Source organism: Polynucleobacter paludilacus (assembly GCF_018687595.1).
Classification (GTDB): Bacteria; Pseudomonadota; Gammaproteobacteria; order Burkholderiales; family Burkholderiaceae; genus Polynucleobacter; species Polynucleobacter paludilacus.
Window position 1 is genome coordinate 312637 of the sequence record NZ_CP061298.1, and the last position, 14938, is coordinate 327574.

At 39.6% G+C, this 14938-nt stretch carries 22 protein-coding genes; 21 read left to right on the top strand and 1 reads right to left on the bottom strand.

The features are described from left to right. Window positions 1–2 precede the first annotated feature (2 nt). The 13 genes from AOC06_RS01715 (at window position 3) to AOC06_RS01775 (ending at window position 9907) form a co-directional block, all read left to right on the top strand. The gene (locus AOC06_RS01715) at window positions 3–779 is read left to right on the top strand and encodes a class I SAM-dependent DNA methyltransferase (protein ID WP_215380719.1); all 777 of its coding nucleotides are present in this window, start codon (window positions 3–5) and stop codon (window positions 777–779) included. After that, a complete protein-coding gene (locus AOC06_RS01720) occupies window positions 760–1389 on the top strand; it encodes a PI-PLC domain-containing protein (protein ID WP_215380721.1) in 630 nt (209 codons plus the stop codon). The genes AOC06_RS01715 and AOC06_RS01720 overlap by 20 nt, the downstream gene beginning before the upstream one ends. Then, window positions 1382–2014: an HAD family hydrolase gene (locus tag AOC06_RS01725; RefSeq protein ID WP_215380724.1), complete on the top strand. Its 633-nt coding sequence runs from the start codon at window positions 1382–1384 to the stop codon at window positions 2012–2014. Before AOC06_RS01720 ends, AOC06_RS01725 begins: the two co-directional genes overlap by 8 nt. Next, window positions 2011–2748: a glycosyltransferase family 2 protein gene (locus AOC06_RS01730; RefSeq protein ID WP_215380726.1), complete on the top strand. Its 738-nt coding sequence runs from the start codon at window positions 2011–2013 to the stop codon at window positions 2746–2748. Before AOC06_RS01725 ends, AOC06_RS01730 begins: the two co-directional genes overlap by 4 nt. Continuing rightward, window positions 2749–3078, top strand: coding sequence for a hypothetical protein (locus AOC06_RS01735; protein ID WP_215380728.1), 330 nt, complete (start codon window positions 2749–2751; stop codon window positions 3076–3078). After that, a complete protein-coding gene (locus AOC06_RS01740) occupies window positions 3075–3806 on the top strand; it encodes a glycosyltransferase family 2 protein (protein ID WP_215380732.1) in 732 nt (243 codons plus the stop codon). Before AOC06_RS01735 ends, AOC06_RS01740 begins: the two co-directional genes overlap by 4 nt. Next, window positions 3803–4558, top strand: coding sequence for a 3-deoxy-manno-octulosonate cytidylyltransferase (locus tag AOC06_RS01745; RefSeq protein ID WP_215380734.1), 756 nt, complete (start codon window positions 3803–3805; stop codon window positions 4556–4558). Before AOC06_RS01740 ends, AOC06_RS01745 begins: the two co-directional genes overlap by 4 nt. Continuing rightward, a complete protein-coding gene (locus AOC06_RS01750; protein ID WP_215380735.1) occupies window positions 4548–5201 on the top strand; it encodes an HAD family hydrolase in 654 nt (217 codons plus the stop codon). The genes AOC06_RS01745 and AOC06_RS01750 overlap by 11 nt, the downstream gene beginning before the upstream one ends. Further along, window positions 5194–6354: a glycosyltransferase gene (locus AOC06_RS01755; protein ID WP_215380737.1), complete on the top strand. Its 1161-nt coding sequence runs from the start codon at window positions 5194–5196 to the stop codon at window positions 6352–6354. The genes AOC06_RS01750 and AOC06_RS01755 overlap by 8 nt, the downstream gene beginning before the upstream one ends. A gap of 2 nt (window positions 6355–6356) precedes the next feature. After that, entirely contained in the window at window positions 6357–6980 is a 624-nt protein-coding gene (locus AOC06_RS01760) for a D-sedoheptulose-7-phosphate isomerase (protein WP_215380739.1), read from the top strand. Beyond that, a complete protein-coding gene (locus AOC06_RS01765) occupies window positions 6970–7680 on the top strand; it encodes a sugar phosphate nucleotidyltransferase (protein WP_215380741.1) in 711 nt (236 codons plus the stop codon). Before AOC06_RS01760 ends, AOC06_RS01765 begins: the two co-directional genes overlap by 11 nt. Window positions 7681–7773: 93 nt before the next feature. After that, on the top strand, window positions 7774–8817 hold the full coding sequence (locus AOC06_RS01770; RefSeq protein WP_215380742.1) for a GHMP family kinase ATP-binding protein: 1044 nt from the start codon (window positions 7774–7776) through the stop codon (window positions 8815–8817). Window positions 8818–8914: 97 nt separating this feature from the next. Beyond that, window positions 8915–9907, top strand: a complete 993-nt coding sequence (locus AOC06_RS01775) for an NAD-dependent epimerase/dehydratase family protein (protein ID WP_215380745.1) — start codon at window positions 8915–8917, stop codon at window positions 9905–9907. Between the two features lie 43 nt (window positions 9908–9950). Here the strand turns inward: AOC06_RS01775 and AOC06_RS01780 are convergent, their stop codons facing one another. Continuing rightward, window positions 9951–10970, bottom strand: a complete 1020-nt coding sequence (locus tag AOC06_RS01780; protein ID WP_215380748.1) for a tyrosine-type recombinase/integrase — start codon at window positions 10968–10970, stop codon at window positions 9951–9953. An 81-nt stretch (window positions 10971–11051) separates the two neighbouring features. Between AOC06_RS01780 and AOC06_RS01785 the strand changes: the two genes are divergently transcribed. The 8 genes from AOC06_RS01785 to AOC06_RS01820 all read left to right on the top strand — a co-directional run bounded on the left by AOC06_RS01785 (window position 11052) and on the right by AOC06_RS01820 (window position 14888). Beyond that, on the top strand, window positions 11052–11294 hold the full coding sequence (locus tag AOC06_RS01785) for a helix-turn-helix domain-containing protein (protein ID WP_215380751.1): 243 nt from the start codon (window positions 11052–11054) through the stop codon (window positions 11292–11294). Further along, the gene (locus AOC06_RS01790; protein ID WP_215380754.1) at window positions 11291–11740 is read left to right on the top strand and encodes a hypothetical protein; all 450 of its coding nucleotides are present in this window, start codon (window positions 11291–11293) and stop codon (window positions 11738–11740) included. The genes AOC06_RS01785 and AOC06_RS01790 overlap by 4 nt, the downstream gene beginning before the upstream one ends. A gap of 109 nt (window positions 11741–11849) precedes the next feature. Then, window positions 11850–12779: a hypothetical protein gene (locus AOC06_RS01795; protein ID WP_215380757.1), complete on the top strand. Its 930-nt coding sequence runs from the start codon at window positions 11850–11852 to the stop codon at window positions 12777–12779. 199 nt (window positions 12780–12978) lie between these two features. Beyond that, on the top strand, window positions 12979–13206 hold the full coding sequence (gene relB, locus AOC06_RS01800) for a type II toxin-antitoxin system RelB family antitoxin (protein ID WP_215380759.1): 228 nt from the start codon (window positions 12979–12981) through the stop codon (window positions 13204–13206). Beyond that, entirely contained in the window at window positions 13190–13459 is a 270-nt protein-coding gene (locus tag AOC06_RS01805; RefSeq protein ID WP_215380761.1) for a type II toxin-antitoxin system RelE family toxin, read from the top strand. The genes relB and AOC06_RS01805 overlap by 17 nt, the downstream gene beginning before the upstream one ends. A 275-nt stretch (window positions 13460–13734) precedes the next feature. Continuing rightward, entirely contained in the window at window positions 13735–14076 is a 342-nt protein-coding gene (locus AOC06_RS01810) for a toxin-antitoxin system TumE family protein (RefSeq protein ID WP_206603336.1), read from the top strand. Beyond that, complete coding sequence (locus AOC06_RS01815; protein WP_215380763.1) at window positions 14073–14447, top strand: HVO_A0114 family putative DNA-binding protein; 375 nt, start codon at window positions 14073–14075, stop codon at window positions 14445–14447. The genes AOC06_RS01810 and AOC06_RS01815 overlap by 4 nt, the downstream gene beginning before the upstream one ends. Before the next feature lie 63 nt (window positions 14448–14510). After that, window positions 14511–14888: an HAD family hydrolase gene (locus tag AOC06_RS01820; RefSeq protein ID WP_112294899.1), complete on the top strand. Its 378-nt coding sequence runs from the start codon at window positions 14511–14513 to the stop codon at window positions 14886–14888. The last annotated feature ends 50 nt before the right edge of the window (window positions 14889–14938 follow it).

Here is a 14938-nt window from a genome sequence, read left to right on the forward strand (position 1 = left end):
AAATGCAAGTATCGAAAGATGATGTTAAGAGAGAGAATATTAAAGCCCATGATTACTGGGCTCAGTACCATGACAATTTGGTCTCTTATAGTAGATTTGGTGCGAACAAAAAATACTATGAGAGATTGCTTACTAATGCTATAAATAAATATTCAGATATTAAGCCCAAAAAAGTTTTGGAATTGGCAGTGGGCACCTGCATCTTTCATGATTACATTAAAAAGAATTTTGATCAGTTTACTGGAATAGATATTTCCCAGGAAATGATCAATAGATGTTTGGAAAAGAAAGAAGGGTATGGGCTAAAAAATTTCAATTTTGAATGTGTTGATTTTGATGAATTTATGGAAAAGAATAATAAGAAATATGATTTAATTTTTTCTTTTTCATTTATTCATCATTTATTCGATATATCTAAATTTAAAGATAAAATTTTAGATAAGTTAACGCCAGGCGGTATATACATTGCGCTGCATGAGCCAAATCCGCATTACAGGGCAAGCCTATTTCAGAGTATTGATTCCTTCTTCTACAAAAGAATGTGCCAGATAAATTCTGCATTTAGGGTGTTGGCAGGGGGAAGTCGCAACAAGATCTTACCACCAAACTTTAATGATGAAATAGTGGACTATCAGCTTATAAATGCGGATTATTTCCATAATTTTATATTATCAAGTAAGCATGAAACATATAAATATTATGATTTTATTCTTTTTAACAGATTCTTTCCAAAAAATTATTCATTTATCGTTATAAAAAATGAAAATAATTGCTCATAGAGGTTATTGGCTGGAAGAGTCGGAGAAAAATACTTTGATAGCTTTTAGCCGAGCTCTTGAGCATGGTTTTGGCATTGAGACGGATTTTCGTGATTTGAATGGCTCGTTAGTGGTTTCTCATGATGTGCCCGTTGATGGTGCAATGAAGGTTGCTGAATTTATTGATCTTTATAAAAGAACCCCAGTTCTAGCCCCTATGGCACTTAATATTAAATCTGATGGTCTTTACTCTTTAGTGAAAAGGTTAATTACTGAGTCAGGCATGACTAATTGTTTTGTGTTTGATATGTCTGTGCCTGATACAACAGGTTATCTGGCTGAAAAAATACCAGTATTTACACGTTTAAGTGAGTATGAAGCTGCACCAGCTTTTCTTGACCAAAGTCGAGGTATTTGGATAGATGCTTTTGAATCAGAGTGGTATGACGCAACTGTTATAAGAAATTTATTGGATAGTCATAAGGAGGTAGCCATTGTTTCTCCAGAGCTTCATTATAGGTCTCATTTGAAATTGTGGCACTTTTTAAAAGAGAACAACTTTCATCAAAACGATCTGGTTTCATTGTGCACAGACTTTCCACTAGAGGCTAAGGAATATTTCAATGCCTAAAATTAAAGCGGTCTTATTTGATATGGATGGTGTTTTGATTGATGCCAAAGATTGGCACTATGAAGCACTTAATCAAGCCTTATCTTTATTCGGCATGGAAATTAGCCGTTATGATCATCTAGTTACTTACGATGGTTTGCCAACTAAGAAGAAGCTAGAAATGTTGACTCTTGAGCGTGGTCTGCCAAGAGCACTTCATAACTTTATTAACGATATGAAGCAAGAGTTCACATTTCAACTGGGGTATGCTAAATGTAAACCTACTTTTAACCATCAGTATGCTTTATCTAATTTGAAAGCTCGCGGTTATAAGATGGCTATATGTTCAAACTCAATTCGTAAAACAATGGAGGTTCTTATTGAAAGAGCTGCTATTACAGATTACTTTGATTTTTATATCTCCAATGAAGATGTCAAAGAGGCTAAACCCAATCCTGAGATGTATGTGACGGCTATTAATCGTTTAGGATTTAGGCCTGAAGAGTGTTTAATTCTTGAGGACAATGAGAATGGCATTAAAGCTGCTAAAGCATCAGAGGCGCATCTATTGGTTGTTGGTGATGTCAATGATGTTAATTTGGAAAATATCACTAATAGGATTGCAGAAATTGAGGGGCAAGCATGAACCTAGTCATTCCAATTGCCTCTAACTCTAAATTCTTTAGTATTGAAGAATATGGTTACCCAAAGCCATTGATTGAAATTATGGGTAAGCCCATGATCCAGCATGTAGTTGAAAACCTAACTCACGACACGCTATTTGAGAAAATCATCTTCATTGTTAGGCAAGATGAATGCGACAAATATCATTTGGATAATACGCTCACTTTATTGAGCCCAATTAAGCCACAGCTTATTAAGTTGCGCGCAGATACAGAAGGCGCCTTGTGTAGCGTTCTATTGGCTGTTGAGCATATGAATGATGCCGAGCTACTTGTAATTGCTAATGCTGATCAGATATTTGATGGTGGTATTTCGGAGTGGCTGAAAAAATTTACAAGTAGCAATCTAGATGCAGCATGTTTGACATTTAGTTCAGTTCACCCTCGTTGGTCATATGTTCGTGTAGATCACCAGAGTCGGGTAGTTGAGACTGCTGAGAAACGGCCAATTAGCAAACATGCAGTTGCTGGACTTTATATGTATAAAAAAGGTTCAGACTTCGTGAGGTATGGTATGGACTCTATTAAGCATGGGTCTAGTGTCGATGGTAAATACTTTATATCCCCAGTCTTTAATGAATTTGTGTTGGCAAATAAAAAAGTAGGTCATTTTGAAATATCTAATGAGAGGTACCATACTTTCTATAGTCCACAAAAGATTGAAGAGTTTGAATCTCAATGTGGTCGAGGTGTCTAGGTGAAAGTATTTCAACTAAGTGACATGATCAAGGGTTGGTTTGTCGGCAATTTCAATCCAACAGTCTTATCTACGAATGACGTTGAGGTGGCAGTAAAGAAATACAAAGCTGGCGACTATGAGTTTTCACACTACCATAAGGTAGCTACTGAGATTACAGTTATTACAGATGGTCAGGTCAAAATGAATGGCGTGATTTATTCATCTGGTGCAATTATTGTGATTGAACCTAATCAGGCAACAGATTTTTTGGCGTTAACCGATGTGACAACGACGGTTGTCAAATATCCTGGTGCTAATGATGATAAGTATTTAGGAAGTCCGGAATGATTAATATAGTAATACCCATGGCTGGTCACGGCAGTCGTTTTTCGAAAGCGGGGTATAAAGATCCTAAGCCATTGATTCCAGTTAATGGTAGAGCTATGATCGAGTTAGTGATTGATAACTTAAGGCCTTCCAAAGAACATCGTTTTATTTTTATTTGCCAATCTGAGCATATAAGAAATTACCCACTTAGATCGCTGTTAGAAGAAAAGGCGCCAGGATGTAAGATTATTGAGGTTAGCCAAGTTACGGAAGGCGCAGCTTGCACAGTGCTTTTGGCTAAAGAATTGATTAATAATGCAGATCAGCTCATGATTGCTAATTGCGACCAATATATTGATGTGAATATCGATGAATATATTGCGGTATTAGACGATGCCTCTGTTGATGGTTTAATCATGACAATGAAAGCTTATGATGATAAGTGGTCATTTATCAAACTAAACGAGAGAGGGGAAATTACTTTAGTTGTTGAAAAAAAAGTGGTGTCTGATGAGGCAACTGTTGGCATTTACAACTATCAGCATGGCTCAGGCTTCGTCGAGGCCGCTGAAAATATGATCGCAAAAAATCTAAGAGTGAACACTGAGTTCTATGTAGCACCGGCGTACAATGAGATGATTGAAGGTGGAGGGCGCATTAAATACTTCAATATCGGTAGTTTGGGTCAAGGTATGTTTGGTCTAGGAACCCCAGAAGATTTGGCAATCTTTTTAAGAAAGTTTATATGACCGGGGTGATTGGATTAATCCCAGCTAGATTGGAAAGCAGTAGATTGCCAAATAAGCCATTGTTACCAATTCTTGAGATGCCCATGGTTATCCATGTGGCAATGAGGGCAAGAATGTCAAAAAAACTTGATGAAGTAATTGTTTGTACGGACTCCATTGAGATAGCTAGGGTATGTTTTGAGCATCATATTAAATGTTGTTTAACTGGCGCATTTCATGCCAACGGTACTGAGAGAATTGCTGAAGCGGCAAAGATACTTAGGCTGACTGAGGGCGATGTAATAGTAGATATTCAAGGAGATGAACCGTTAATTAGGCCGGAATCAATTGATTTATTGGTAGACAAGTTTCAAAAAAATAATTATGAAATTATGCTGCCTTATTTAAGATTTGGCGATGTGGGGAATAAAAATATAGTAAAAATATCTGAGTCAAAGGGAAAAATTTTATATATGAGTCGCTCAGATATTCCATACCCGTTTACAACAAGCACTTTTTTAAAGAAGCATTTGAGCATTATCGCTTTTACCTATAAAGCGCTTGAGAAGTATTCAAAATTACCCAAGGGAGATTTAGAGAAAATTGAAAGCATCGAGTTGCTAAGAGGATTGGAGGCTGGTATGTCAATTGGCACATTTGAGGTTGAGAATGAAACCTTTTCAGTTGACATCAAGGACGATTATGAGAGGGCTATCAGAGCTATGAGAAATGATGATTTATATAGACAATATGCGATAGCCTATGTTAATTAAACATATTAGTTTTGATTTGGATGGCACATTAATTGATTCAGAGGGGTTGATGGAGTACAGCTGGAATAGGGCAACCAATCAGCTGGGAATTAATTGTGAGTTTAAAGAATATAAAAAATACGTAGGACTACCATTTGGCAAGATAGCAGATAAACTAGGCTTGAGTAAAGTATACGAAGAATTATCCAACCTTTATTTCAAATCCAATTCAGAAAATATAAATCTGATAAAAATTAACCCTAATGCCTTAGATCTTTTAGAATATTTAGAAGAGAAAAAAATAGATTATTCTTTAATAACATCTAAGCCTAGAAAAAATACGATTGAAATTATTGAATATTTTAAACTTCCAATTAATGTTATTATTTGTGGTGATGATGTAAAGCGAGGAAAACCATACAGTGATAGCTTTGAACTTTTGGCGAGTGCCTCCAATTTAAATAGTAATGAAACTCTGTACATTGGAGATATGCTTTCGGATTTATTATTTTCTATAAATAGTAAAATTAAATACGTTCATTATGCAGGCGGAATTGAAAATTTTTTTAATGAATATTTGGTGGCTGATTATTTGACAATTCAAAGTTTAAGTGACGTAAAGGGAATCATTGAAAATAGTTCATCATTTGATACCAATGCCTAAAAAACTTGTTTTAGTTACCACCACATTTCCCCTGCCCTTAACGGGGGGGTTTGCTAACAAAAATTATTGGTTGATAAAAGGCCTGTCAGATGAATTTGACATTCACTTACATGTGATTCAAAGGAAGTCGATATCGAATGAAGAATATTTGGGTGTCCGAAAATATTGCAAAGTTGTCGAGCTTCACTCCCCCAATTTATTTGATTATTTTTTCGGTCTGCTTTTCAGTGCTCTGGATGATTTGCCTATTCAAATGGGATTATTTTTTTCTTTTAAAGCCAAAAAATCAATTTCTGAAGATTTAAAAACTGCTTCTGTGGCGGTTTGCTCTGTAATCCGAGGGGCTCAATATTTATTGAAAAATTCTACCCCCTTAGTCTGCGATCTTGCAGATAGTCTAGGCCAAGTATATCTAAACGATGCCGATAGATTTTCTGGCCTAAAAAGACTTGTTTATAGGGAAGAAGGCAGGCGAATGAAAAAGTACGAAAGAGAGGTTGTTGAAAAATCTAAGAAAGTTTTTTTATTTAATAATTTAGAAGCCTCTTTTTATAATAAAAGTAATATTTGTGTAGTTCCCCATGGAGTCAATCCCCGGTTATTTCAGGTTAATGAAATTAGTCCTGATTACGGAGATGGAATAGTTTTCTTTGGAAAAATGGATTATGAGCCTAATGTTGACGCGGCACTATGGTTTATCAAAAATGTATTAGTTAGGCTGCCGCCAGAAATTAAAATGTATATCGTAGGCGCCAACCCAGATAAACGTATTATTAACATCGCATCTTATAGCTCGAGAGTCATTGTGACGGGGTTTGTTGAGGATCCATATCCCTCAATTCGTGGGGCAATAGCCAGTTTGTGTCCCATCCAAATGGGAGGGGGTATTCAAAATAAGGTAATAGAGACTTTGGCCGTTGGTGCTCTAGGTGTAGTATCAACAAAAGCTGCAAGTCCTTTGGTTGATTTTCAAAAGACAGGTCTTTTTTTGTGTGACACTCCGGACGAATGGGTGCAAAGAATAACTGAAATTGCCAGTAATAAAAATTCATACGACATCAACAGGCAGATGGGGCGCAATTATGCTAAAAATCATTTTTCTTGGTTGGCGTACATTAAAGAAATTAAAGTTCACATTAACCAAGTAATTTAATAATGAAGAAATTTTTATTACATGATAGCGTAGCGAATATTAAATTTGCTATTCAAGACTCCATTCGAGTTAAACAAGAGGTACTCAATAATTTAGAGCTATTATCAACAGTAGATTTAGTTATTGATGGAATCATCAATACTTATAATCGAGGCAATAAGCTAATAATTGCTGGGAATGGAGGTAGTGCTGCCGATGCACAACATTTAGCGGCCGAATTTGTCAGTAGATTCAAATTCGATCGCCCAGGTCTGCCTGCAATTTCCCTTGCAACTGATACTTCAATGATTACCGCTATCGGAAATGATTATGGTTTTGAGCGTTTGTTTTTGCGCCAATTGCAGGCACAATCAAGGCCAGGCGATTTTTTTGTCGGTATCACCACATCTGGTCGGTCGCCAAATGTAATTTTGGCATTAGATGCTTGCAAAGAGTTGGGGGTAAGCTCGGCAGTTTTATGTGGGTTAAATGGCGACCTTGAGGGGCGGGCAGAATACCTTCTGAGAGTACCCAGTAAAGATACTCCAAGAATTCAAGAGTGCCACATCTTAATTGGCCATATTATATGCGAAGCAGTTGAGCAAAAAATTTTTGGCCACTTAACACCGAGTGGAAATGTTATCTAAAACATGCATAGTTTTAGCGGGAGGGCTTGGTACGCGGTTACGTAGTGCGGTCCCTTCAGTGCCAAAATGTTTGGCGCCAATTGCGGGCAAGCCATTCATGCGTTGGCAGTTAGAGTCTCTAGCCCAACGAGGTATAGAGAACTTTATCCTTTCGTTGGGTTATGGCTCTGAGCAAATTTTGGACGCTATAAGATCCTCTTGGGCTAAGAAGTTAAATATCGAATACGTGGTAGAAAATCAAAGTCTGGGCACTGGTGGCGCAACACAATTTGTGATGTTGGAAGCTGGCTTAAGTGAGGCTTTAGTTGCGAATGGAGATACGTTTTTAGGCGGCCCTCTTGATTCTATGTTTGTGCCTTTGGATCTTCGGGGTGGTGAATTAATGCGTATTGCTAGTGTATTAGTACAAAATCGCAATCGCTTTGGCGGCATTGAGCTTGATCAAGAAAATCATGTGGTTAATTTCTTGGACAGAGGCCAGACTGGTCCTGGACAAATTAATGCGGGTTTATACCGAATTAGTAATCAAGCATTTGCCGATCAGCCGAGCGACGTATTTTCGTTAGAAACTGCTGTGATGTCGCGGTTGGTATTGACCTGTAATTTGCAAGCTCGTCAGCTAGCTGGACCATTTATCGACATTGGCGTACCGGATGATTATTATCTTTTTAAAAATCTCTATCAAAACTATATAAACTAAAAACAGAGAGGAATGGATCTCAAGCGATATCTGGGGTGGAATACAAAATCCGATAGAGTTTGATTGCTATAAATTAATTGACTTGGATAAATAATGAGTGTGATCTATCGTGCTAGAGCGCCCCTAAGACTTGGCCTGGCTGGAGGGGGTACTGATGTTAGTCCATTTAGCGATTCCGAAGGCGGCTTCGTTCTAAATGCGACAATTAATCTTTATGCTCATGCAATGCTAGAGCCTTGCTCTGACGGCAAAATAATATTTGCAGCAGAGGATAGAGAAGAATATTTGGAGTTTAGTCTGATTTCAGCCATACCAGATGCAGAACCTCTGCGATTACATCGAGGAATTTACAATCATATTATTCGCGAATTCAACGGTGGAAAACCACTTTCATTTAAATTAACCACATTTGCTGATGCGCCGGCAGGGTCGGGTTTAGGAACTTCATCTACTATGGTGGTTTGCATAGTGCAAGTCTTTTCTGAGTGGTTGGGACTGGGCCTCGGTGAATACGATATCGCGCATCTAGCTTTTAAAATTGAGCGCGAGGAACTCTCTTTGTCCGGTGGCAAGCAGGATCAATATGCAGCTGCTTTTGGTGGTTTTAACTTTATTGAGTTTGGCCCGGGCTCAGACAGGGTCCTAGTTAATCCCTTGCGTATCAAAGATTGGGTTTGTAATGAACTTGAGGCTTCCACAGTACTTTTTTACACCGGACAGTCTCGTGAATCTGCAAAAATCATAGAGCAGCAAATTGATAGCTCTAAGGAAAAATCTTCATCATCGCTAGCCGCAATGTTTTCCCTTAAGAAGGATGCACTGCTAATGAAAGAGGCGATACTACGCGGTGATTTGTATGGATATGCTCAGATTATGCGCAAGTCTTGGGAGGCTAAGAAGCAGTTGGCTCCTTCCGTTAGTAATGAGGGGCTAGATCTTATTTATGAGGGCGCTATTGAGGCTGGAGCGCTTGCGGGTAAAATTTCTGGAGCTGGTGGAGGAGGATTCTTTATGTTTTTTGTGCCGCCGTATAAGCGATTGGCGCTAATACGTAGGTTGTCAAACAATTCTGGCCAGGTCATTAATTTTAACTTTACGCCTGTTGGCGTACAGAGCTGGTCTTCAACGACAAAGTGACAGCCCGTATTGTTCGGCATTTACATTATGGCGAAAATTTACGCAGTTAGTAGTATTGGGCGAATTATTCTAGAGATAAGTTATTAGAGGGCAGTATATGTTAGTTGACTTAATTGGCGGAAGTGGGTTTATTGGGACCCGATTTGTTAAAAGGTTGAAATCTCGCCCTAAATTTGATGTAAAAATCATTGACAAGGCCCCTAGTAAATCTTTTCCAGATATAGCCTCCCTTGCTGACATAAGATCCCTTGATCAGCTGCGTCAATGTATGTCAAAAAATTCTGTAATTGTGCACTTGGCCGCTGAACATCGAGATGATGTTAGCGAGTTAAAACTTTATGAAGACGTTAATGTCGGTGGCGCAAAAAATATTTGTACGGTAGCAAAGGAAAAAGGGATAAATACAATCATATTTACTAGTTCGGTTGCGGTTTATGGCTTTGCTCCTATTGGCATCGATGAGTCTGGCGCGGTGGCACCTTTTAATGAATATGGTAGAACTAAATATGAAGCAGAGCTTGTTTTTAAAGCTTGGCAAGCTGAGCTTCCCAATGAGCGTGCATTAATCATCATTCGGCCAACGGTTGTATTCGGCGAAAGAAATAGGGGTAATGTCTTTAACTTACTCAGACAAATTGCTTCCGGTAAATTTGTAATGGTTGGTGATGGCTTAAACCGAAAGTCAATGGCCTACGTTGAGAATGTTGCGGCATTCTTGGAGTATTCATTGGACTTCAAACCAGGCGTACACATCTATAACTATATTGATAAGCCTGATTTCACTATGAATACGCTTGTTGCCCATGTAAATAAATTATTAGGTAGGCCCGCTGCTATTAAATTAAGACTTCCATTCTCTTTTGGTCTTTTAATTGGATCCAGTTTTGATGTGGTAGCAAAAATTACTGGTAAAAAATTTCCTATTAGCGCAATTAGAGTTAAAAAGTTTTGCGCAAATTCAGTATATGAGTCCGCTATAGAGTCAACTGGTTTCATTCCGCCCGTTCCTTTGATGGATGCAATTGAAAAGACGGTTCGCTTCGAGTTTATTGAAGACCATAAAAACGAACAGGTTTTTTATTCTGAATAGTGATTTTATAAATTAGTTCTATTTAATTTTTATGCAGATAGGCTTATGCCATGGGATTTCCATTCTCCACGTATCTCATAACCGTATCAGTCTTTGACCATCTCCCGCGCTGCATGATGATTGGCATGCTTGCTCCAGAATTGAGTAAATCTTGAGCTGCGCCTACTCGCATCGAGTGACCACTTATCCCCTTAATCTCCAACTCACTTAATCCAGCTTTTCTTGCAATTCTCTTATAGATTCGATTAATCTGACCAGCTCCAATATTGGCACTGAAATCTAGCGCTCGGTTTAGTCCGCAAAATAACATTTCCTGTCCTTCAGGAAGCTCTTTCACCCACTCCACCAATGCTAGATGGGCTCTTTGACTTAGGTGTAGCCACTTCCCAGTAGAGTCTTGATCAGTCTTGCTTTTTCTCAGGAGAATGGATGATGTTTCAATACCATTCTTAATGTTGAATTTGACATCCTTGACTTGCAGCGAGACTAATTCACTACGTCTGCATAAGGTGTCATAGGCTACTAGCAATAAGGTGCGATCTCGAATACCTCTAATAGAATCATCGGTAGCTAATAATAATTTTTCCAAGGTGTTTGCATTGATGCTGCCCGCCTGGCTAGAGGAGCGCCCCAACTTGCGATGCATCCTGCGCATCTCTAAAGCCACATCTGGATCTTTGGTGGGATCATCAAAACGATTGAGTTTATGTATGGCAGATAGCCCACACAATGCCCTACGAATACTCGCTGAAGATCTGCTGCTTCCAGTTAATTGACTTATATATTGCACGACTAAATTGGGCTCTGCAGGTAAAGCGTTTGCATGTCTGGTATCACAAAAGCGAATGAAATCATTAAAGTCAGCGCGATAAGCGCGAATCGTAGCCGGTGCATAGGCGCCCTCAATTTTTATGATGGTTTCTTGAAGAAGCTTGGTCGCTCGATCTAAGTCTGAGACTGCGATCTCTTTTCCCGAGACTTGGTTGAAATTGCCTACCAGTTCCAACCTTCTTTTGACTGGACTTTTGGGCTCGGATTGTGCAAAATCTTGGTTGATAAGCATATTTTGAACCTCTTTTGTTCAATATTATAAATAATTAGTTCTATAAAGAACTAATATAATTCATTATAGGATATAATTAATTTGATTACAAGTGCTCAAATCCGCGGTGCAAGAGCCTTGCTGGATTGGTCGCGTCAGGTTCTTTCTGATCGTTCCGGTGTTGGAATTTCTGCGTTAATGAGACTAGAGGCTTCCGATGGCATTCCAAGCGGAAATATCAAAACATTTGAAGCTGTACAAAAAACCTTTGAGCAATCCGGCATCGAATTCGTTGGCACCCCCGATGATCGCCCTGGGGTACGACTTAAAAACCCTTCGCCATGAAATCCCCCACAGCCCAAACTTACACGCAGTTAAGTAAGGCTGTTGCTGGTGCCAGGTTTCCTCAAAATACCGCCAAGATTGAGACAATCTTGTCAGCAGCATTTCAGCAAATTGAAGAAAATCTAAAGCGCCCCTATTTTTTGCATAAAGGTTCACGCCCCACACGCGATGGTTTTGGTACAGATTTGCCTAAAGGTCAGCGCGACGAAACCATGCTCCGCAATCTTTTAATTGCGGAGTTATTTCGCTCTTGGCATTTAGCTTTTGAAGAAGTGCCAGCTATTAATAACAAGGATTATCCTGCAACCAAGTTTGTGGCGTTTGCTGAGCAGATTTTTTATTTATTGGGCATTGGAAAAATTGAAGATCACCTCGAAGAGTTCCAGTCTTTTCGGGCTAAAAGCCTGGCGTATTTTGATGTAAATGAGGGTGAAGTAAAAAAGTAGTAGGTTATTTCAAAATAATTCCAAAACATGCTCTATGCCGGGGGGTATGGCGCTCTATATAGGCTCGATTATCTAATCTCCAATTAACTTCTTAAATAGGAGATTAGATATGAGTGATCATATAAAAGGTCAAGCCACAGGACCTAAAACAGTGGATGGTAAGGCAGTATCTTCACAAAATGCGCGCAAGGATTCGATCTTTGTCCAAGGCTATTTACACTGGGAAAATATCGATGAAAAGCAGCAGCAGTTTGGGGCCATGGCCAAGCAGTGGGGCGCAAAAGACCCCAGTCGCCAGATGCTCTTGCGTAGCATTGAGCAATGTCAACTCGGTATGGAGCGCATGATGTTCATTGAGCGCAAGAAAATCGAAGGCCTCATGCAATCGACGACGATTGCATACGAATTTTGTGAGCGCGCTGGCCTTTCTGAAAAAATCGCGCACGCACTACCCGATTGGTTTTTCCTGGAAGACGGTGAGTCAGAAAAGCAGCGTGCAGTAAAAGTGGCTCGCATTTATGATGAGACAGCCGACTTTAAAGCACGCTTTTCTGATCAGCTGGCGGCCAGGGTGAAGGACACCTATCCAGCATTATTTGGATATGTCATGCAAGGCCAAAAAGAGGGCGCCTCATTTTTAATGACTTTGGGCCAGCGCTATAAACAGTCGGCAGTAACGCTGAACCTCGCTACGCTTCTCAATGAGCTCAAAGAAAACTGGGAGTTTCATTTTATTTGGGCCCAAGCACCTGCTCGCTATCAGACAATTATTGATGGGCTACGGGTAGAGCAAATGGAGCAAGCGATTGATATGGATAAGTCGCAGCGTTATGCGACCAACCTGCAAAATCGGATGCTCAAGGGGTTTTCTGCATTGGCGGCGTTAGATCAACATGAGCTGCTGATGAAAAATCAACAGCAGATAGCAGCCCAGTTAGAAAGTGCTGCTAATCCTGTATTGGAGGTGGTCCCTCAAGAGCGCGTGCCTCAAAAGACTGATTCTGGGCAGAAGTCAATGGAGGTAAAGAGAAGTCAGTAGCAAGTAGTAGTAAATCAGTCAGGATGGGTGTTTGGTTGATGCTGACTAAACACCCATTTTGCAAAACGAACTACCCAGCTTTTTGATGTCCTGGCAGGAAAAGAGCCCGCTAATGCCATGTCTATAACTTAAATAAATACATGTATTTTTTGTATGACATGTGATACAATGACAGAATTGGTACTTTAGGAGAAAAATCATGGCTGTTTCAATTCGGCTTGATCCAGAGATTGAGCAAAGATTAGATCAACTAGCTGCACAAACTGGTAGGGCTAAATCGTATTATTTGCGTGAGTTGATCGAGGGTGGGTTGGATGACCTTGAAGATTTCTATTTGGCAGATGCGGTAATGGAGCGGGTGCGCAGAGGCAGCGAAAAACTATTAGATGCTACCCAGGTAAGGAAAGATCTTGGCCTGGATCATTAAGTACACAGAGTCTTCAAGTAAGCAGCTCAAAAAATTAGATAAGCAAACTGCATTACGCGTACTAGATTACATGGATGAGCGCGTTGCGGTATTGAATGACCCACGTTCTTTGGGTAAAAATTTAAAAGGCCCCAAGATAGGTGAATATTGGCGGTACAGAGTGGGCGATATTAGAGTGATCTGCAATATCGTAGACGGACAGATGATGGTCTTAGTGATCGAGATTGGAAATCGTCGTGAAGTTTATAGATGAGTGAACTTACTTAATGCATCACATCATGGAGTGCATCCAAAAATTCCAGGCACTCAAGCAATAGCTTAAAAATATAAAACAAGAAGTGGTAAAAACCGGCTTAGACTATCCGTTCAGGTTGCAAGGTTAGCAGCCATTGACTCGATACAAATGAATAGGGCAGCTACAGCCAATTGGAACCGTTGACCTAATAGACTTAAGCTCGCTAACTCAATGTATCACCCTTTAAAAATTCAGGTATGCAATTTCAGGACATATCTGATAAACTGTTCGTAATGATTAAAAAATCCAAGCCCAAGATCGAATCCCAGTTGGAGAGGGAGACGTTTAAGTTAAAGGCAAATAAGGGCGGCGGAATTTTAAGCTTCGAAGTTTGGGGGTATGTTCAAGATGGTAAGACGATAGTAACAAGATACAACCTGGCTTATATCAATCCACTGATTTGTCAGAAAGATAACGGGCGGGTGTTGGGATTTGATAATGCACATGATTATCACCACAGGCACTATATGGGCAAAGTAGCCCCTGTTGAATTTGAAAGTTATGAGCAAACTCTAGAACAGTTTCAAGAAGAGTGGCAGCACATCGTTAAAGGATTAAAAAAGGTGAAAAAATGACTAAAGTAATTATTCGCACTGATAAGATTGAGAGCTTTTTCGATCGCGCGCGCAAAGCTGCGCAAAAAGCAGATCGTGGTGAATCATTTAAGAAGTCAGCCACTTTCTCATTTGAAGATCCTCAAGAGATGTTCATGGTCCTCTCAGAAGCGCGTAGGCGCCTGATGTTAGAGGTGATGGATGAGCCTAAAACGATTACCCAACTAACGGTCAAGTTGCATCGTGAACGCTCTGCCATTACTAAGGACATTGGACTCTTGGAGAAATTGGGATTGCTTGTTTCGCAAAAGAGATCGAATCCCGGGCATGGAGTTGAGAAACTGGTAAGAACAGTTGCGCCAAAAATAGAGATGATTGCGACTTTAGGCTAATTTCTTCTGAAATGGCTTAGTAATTTGCACTCATGTTTTTATTGATAACTTTGAAAGAAAATTATGGATTGGTTGCAAGTTATAGAGGGTCTAAAGTTAGCCTTAGATTTAACTGATTTAGGAATTAAGGTGAGAGATTACTTCCTTACAAATCAAGTAGAATTTGAGAGTCCTGAGGTGCAGGAAGTCATTCGACATCTTCCTTTTAATGCATCTCCCGATGAGATCATCAGTGCACTAACACCTATATACGAGCAAAAATCTCATTTGCATTTTAAGGCTGGCGATAACAACGGAGGCGACTTGTATATTCATAATGCTCAGGTTGAAGCTGGTACAGGACATGGCATTCGCGTTAGTGGGGGTGATGGTGGTCCATTAGGAAGAGGTGGGAATACAGTTGTATCCAACTCTACCTTTACTGGTGGTAAGAAAGAATAGTTAAGAAACTTATTTAGGCCCGCTATGCGTAACTATCGAGCACCAATTTC

Excerpts from the sequence above, each read along its gene's own strand:
- AOC06_RS01815 (WP_215380763.1), top strand. The coding sequence starts at position 14,073 with ATGACTAAAGTAATTATTCGCACTGATAAGATTGAGAGCTTTTTCGAT.
- AOC06_RS01780 (WP_215380748.1), bottom strand. The coding sequence starts at position 10,970 with ATGCTTATCAACCAAGATTTTGCACAATCCGAGCCCAAAAGTCCAGTC.
- AOC06_RS01730 (WP_215380726.1), top strand. The coding sequence starts at position 2,011 with ATGAACCTAGTCATTCCAATTGCCTCTAACTCTAAATTCTTTAGTATT.
- AOC06_RS01820 (WP_112294899.1), top strand. The coding sequence starts at position 14,511 with ATGGATTGGTTGCAAGTTATAGAGGGTCTAAAGTTAGCCTTAGATTTA.
- AOC06_RS01790 (WP_215380754.1), top strand. The coding sequence starts at position 11,291 with ATGAAATCCCCCACAGCCCAAACTTACACGCAGTTAAGTAAGGCTGTT.
- AOC06_RS01755 (WP_215380737.1), top strand. The coding sequence starts at position 5,194 with ATGCCTAAAAAACTTGTTTTAGTTACCACCACATTTCCCCTGCCCTTA.
- relB (WP_215380759.1), top strand. The coding sequence starts at position 12,979 with ATGGCTGTTTCAATTCGGCTTGATCCAGAGATTGAGCAAAGATTAGAT.
- AOC06_RS01740 (WP_215380732.1), top strand. The coding sequence starts at position 3,075 with ATGATTAATATAGTAATACCCATGGCTGGTCACGGCAGTCGTTTTTCG.
- AOC06_RS01760 (WP_215380739.1), top strand. The coding sequence starts at position 6,357 with ATGAAGAAATTTTTATTACATGATAGCGTAGCGAATATTAAATTTGCT.
- AOC06_RS01775 (WP_215380745.1), top strand. The coding sequence starts at position 8,915 with ATGTTAGTTGACTTAATTGGCGGAAGTGGGTTTATTGGGACCCGATTT.
- AOC06_RS01770 (WP_215380742.1), top strand. The coding sequence starts at position 7,774 with ATGAGTGTGATCTATCGTGCTAGAGCGCCCCTAAGACTTGGCCTGGCT.
- AOC06_RS01720 (WP_215380721.1), top strand. The coding sequence starts at position 760 with ATGAAAATAATTGCTCATAGAGGTTATTGGCTGGAAGAGTCGGAGAAA.
- AOC06_RS01795 (WP_215380757.1), top strand. The coding sequence starts at position 11,850 with ATGAGTGATCATATAAAAGGTCAAGCCACAGGACCTAAAACAGTGGAT.
- AOC06_RS01810 (WP_206603336.1), top strand. The coding sequence starts at position 13,735 with ATGATTAAAAAATCCAAGCCCAAGATCGAATCCCAGTTGGAGAGGGAG.
- AOC06_RS01715 (WP_215380719.1), top strand. The coding sequence starts at position 3 with ATGCAAGTATCGAAAGATGATGTTAAGAGAGAGAATATTAAAGCCCAT.
- AOC06_RS01765 (WP_215380741.1), top strand. The coding sequence starts at position 6,970 with ATGTTATCTAAAACATGCATAGTTTTAGCGGGAGGGCTTGGTACGCGG.
- AOC06_RS01750 (WP_215380735.1), top strand. The coding sequence starts at position 4,548 with ATGTTAATTAAACATATTAGTTTTGATTTGGATGGCACATTAATTGAT.
- AOC06_RS01725 (WP_215380724.1), top strand. The coding sequence starts at position 1,382 with ATGCCTAAAATTAAAGCGGTCTTATTTGATATGGATGGTGTTTTGATT.
- AOC06_RS01745 (WP_215380734.1), top strand. The coding sequence starts at position 3,803 with ATGACCGGGGTGATTGGATTAATCCCAGCTAGATTGGAAAGCAGTAGA.